The 3,466-nt window shown below is 67.7% G+C and carries 3 protein-coding genes; 2 read left to right on the forward strand and 1 reads right to left on the reverse strand.

Going from position 1 to position 3,466, the window contains the following annotated elements; genetic code table 11:
* Positions 1–450 precede the first annotated feature (450 nt).
* Positions 451–1,833: an MFS transporter gene (locus tag PLJ28_RS15325; protein WP_183529228.1), complete on the reverse strand. Its 1,383-nt coding sequence runs from the start codon at positions 1,831–1,833 to the stop codon at positions 451–453.
* A 197-nt stretch (positions 1,834–2,030) separates the two neighbouring features.
* Between PLJ28_RS15325 and PLJ28_RS15330 the strand changes: the two genes are divergently transcribed.
* Positions 2,031–2,792 carry an IclR family transcriptional regulator gene (locus PLJ28_RS15330; protein ID WP_183529230.1) on the forward strand — a complete coding sequence of 254 codons (762 nt, stop codon included), beginning with the start codon at positions 2,031–2,033 and terminating at the stop codon, positions 2,790–2,792.
* Between the two features lie 66 nt (positions 2,793–2,858).
* On the forward strand, positions 2,859–3,466 hold a 608-nt coding region (locus tag PLJ28_RS15335; protein WP_324590385.1), incomplete at its 3' end, for a shikimate dehydrogenase.

Here is a 3,466-nt window from a genome sequence, read left to right on the forward strand (position 1 = left end):
GACCTGCACAAAGAACAGTGCCCCTCTCGGGGCATCCCGTAGGACCCGTCCGGTGAACCATCCCGATGACGGGGCGGCATCCGAAGCACGCCCGAACAGGCCGTCCTGACGCGCCGAGCCATGTCCATTGCAGTGACTCCAACCACGCGATCCCCGCCGCCCTACCTTCCTCAAAAGAACGTTCGACTCCCGAGGACGGTTCTGGGTCCCGGCAAACGGTGCTTGTCGAGACCGTTCGCGCGAAGTCAGGGCGATGGGGGTGAACTACGAAGACGAGCGGTCAGGCCTGGCGGGTGTTGATAGGCGGCGCAGGCGATCTGCTCAGGCTTGTCCATTGGCGACCCGGTCGTAGTCCTGGACGTCATGGGGCGGCCCCAGAAGATTCGTGTCTTCTGGGGCCGTCCCGTCCGGTGAGGCAGTGCTCTTCGGTTGCCTGACAGGGATGGTGGTTCAGCGGCTGACGGCGCCGTGGGCCTCGGGGTGGTGGACCGGTGCGCCGAGCTGGTCCAGGGGGGTGCGGTAGGTTTCCTTGGCCCACAGGGCGCCGATGGTGGCGATGATCGAGGAGCCGGCCACGATCCAGGCCGCGGGCCCCCAGTTGGCCGGGTCGCCGCCGACCAACGCGGTGCCGAGGGTGGGGGTGAAACCGGCGCAGAGGATGCCGATCTGCAGGCCGATGGCCATGCCGGAGTAGCGCACCCGGACGTTGAACAGTTCGGGGAACCAGCCCGGGTAGATGGAGTTCGACGCCGCGTAGGTGCCGGCGGTGATCAGGGTGCTGGCCAGGAAGATCATGGCGATGTTCCCCGTGGAGAGCACGTTGAAGTAGACGAAGATCAGCACGGCCGACCCTGCGACCCCTCCGATGAACATCGGCTTGCGCCCGACGCGGTCCGAGATCGCCGCGAACAGGGGCTGGGTGAAGATCGCCAGGGCGTTGCCCAGGATGCTCACCCACAGCATGGTCGCGGCAGGGATACCCACCACCTGGGTGGCGTAGGCCAGACCGAAGGCCTGCATGAAGGTGTTCGTCACGACCTGGAAGGACATCAGCGTGACCTGGAAGAACTGGGCCGGGTGAGTCCGGAACATCTCGGCGAAGGGCAGCTTCACCAGGTCCTTGTGCTCGGCCTTCTGCTCGAAGACCTCGGGCTCCTCCAGCGACCGGCGGACCAGGTAGGCCACGACCAGCACGACGAGCGAGAGCCAGAACGGGATGCGCCAGCCCCACGCCAGCCGTGCCTCCTCGGACATCGCCGCCACCGGCAGGAAGGCCAGGGAGGCCAGCACGATGCCGGCGGAGATCCCACTCATCGCGAAGCTGGGGAAGAACGCCCGGCGCCCGACCGGAGACTCCTCCATGGTCAGCGCCGCAGCCCCGGCGGTCTCACCACCGGCAGAGAGGCCCTGCAGGACCCGCATCGACACCAGCAGGATCGGCGCCCAGTACCCGGCCGTCTCGAAGTCGGGGAGCACACCGATCAGGAACGTCGCCGCCCCCATCAGGACCAGGGTCATCACCAGGGTGTTCTTGCGCCCGATCTTGTCCCCGAGGTGGCCGAAGACGAAGGCGCCCAACGGGCGGAAGACGTACCCGACCCCGAAGATCGCGAAAGACTGGATCAGGGCCACGGTCGGGTCCCCAGCCGGAAAGAAGATCTGGCTGAAGATCAGGGACGCGGCAGTGGCGTAGATGAAGAAGTCGTAGTACTCCAGCGCCCCGCCCAGGAAGGCGGCCAGGGAGGCCTTGCGGGCACGCTTGAGTTGACGCTGTTCCGCAAACGAATCAATGGCGGGTGCGGACGAGGTGCCCGCGGGTGAATGGGTGGACATCAGGGTGACTCCTGCTGATCAGAATCGGTGGGGTGGGTCCGCCCGTGGGTGTGCCCTCGGGACCGGTGGGAGTGGCAAGGACGTGAGCTCCGATGAGGACAGCCACACCCTGTAGTTCATTTCATATATTGGCAACTGTTGCTGCATTCTGGTTTACGAGTATGCTGTGAGTCACAACACGTGTCAAGGAGGAAGCTATGGCCGCCGCGAAATCCGGTACCGCGACCAAGGTGCTGGATCTGCTGACCCTGCTGGGGGACTATCCGGACGGGGCCACCGCCGGCGAGATCGCCGAGGCTACGGGTCACCCGTTCAGCACCGCCTACCGGTTGGTGAACACGTTGGTGGAGGCGGACTTCGTCACCTACGACCCCTTGGACAAGCGTTACCGCTTGGGGGTGCGCCTGTACCAGCTGGGCCAGAAGGTCGCCCACCAGCGCGGGTTCGATGGGGCGGCCGAACCCATCCTGCGCCAGCTCACCCAGGACACCGGAGAGAGCTCGGTGCTGCACGTCCTGGACGGCGACCGCAGCCTGACCGCCATCAAGGTGGACGGACCCCAGTTCCGCACGACCACCGACCCGGGAGACCGGGCACCGCTGCACACCATCGCCTCGGGCAAGGTCCTGCTCGCCTTCGCCGACCCCGCCACCAGGGACCACCTGCTCGAGACCATTGATCTCACCCCGCGCACCGAGCACTCGGTCACCGACCGCGAGGAATTGCGCCGCCAGATCGAACAGGTCCGCCAGCAGGGCTGGGCCGGGCAGTCCGAGGAGAACGATGTGGGCATGGCCGGCATCGCCGTGCCCGTGCTCTCCCCCGCCCACCGGCTGATCGGCGCGGTCACCCTGGCCGCCCCGATCTTCCGCACCACCCTGGACGGCTTGAAGGAACACCTGTCCGCCCTGTGCCAGGCTGCGGACCGGCTGGCCGCGGAACTGCCCGCCCGCCCCTGAGCGACCCGTGGCCTTTTAGCCACGTTTCACCGACAGCCGCCTGCACCGCCCCCTCCGAGGAGTTCCATGAGCACCACGTCCGAGTCCTACCTGGTGGGTTTGATCGGGTCCGGCATCACCGCCAGCACCTCCCCCGCCCTGCACGAGGCTGAGGCCCGCCACCACGGCCTGCACTACCTCTACCGTCCCATCGACCTGGACCTCATCGGCCGCCCGGCCCAGGACGTCGGCGAGTTGCTGGCCGCCGGCCGCGACCTGGGCTTCAACGCCTTCAACATCACCCACCCCTGCAAGCAACTCGTCCTGCCCCACCTCGACGAAGTCTCCCCCGAGGCCGCCGCCCTGAAGGCGGTCAACACCGTGCTCATCCGCGACGGGCGGTTCATCGGCCACAACACCGACCAGTCCGGTTTTGCCGCCGGACTGGCCACCGAACTGTCCGACGCCCCCAAGGACACGGTGGTCCAGCTCGGCACCGGCGGGGCCGGCTCCGCGGTGGCCGCCGCGCTGTTGGGCGAGGGCGTGCAGCACCTGTACCTGATCGACGTCGCCCCCGCCCGCGCCACCGAACTCGCCCACGCCATGAGTGCCATGTTCCCCGGCCAGACCGTGGACGCCGCCACCACCGCGGACCTGCCCGGACTGGTCCGGGCCGCCGACGGCATCGTCAACGC

It is taken from the genome of Citricoccus sp., assembly GCF_035445025.1.
Lineage (GTDB): Bacteria > Actinomycetota > Actinomycetes > Actinomycetales > Micrococcaceae > Citricoccus.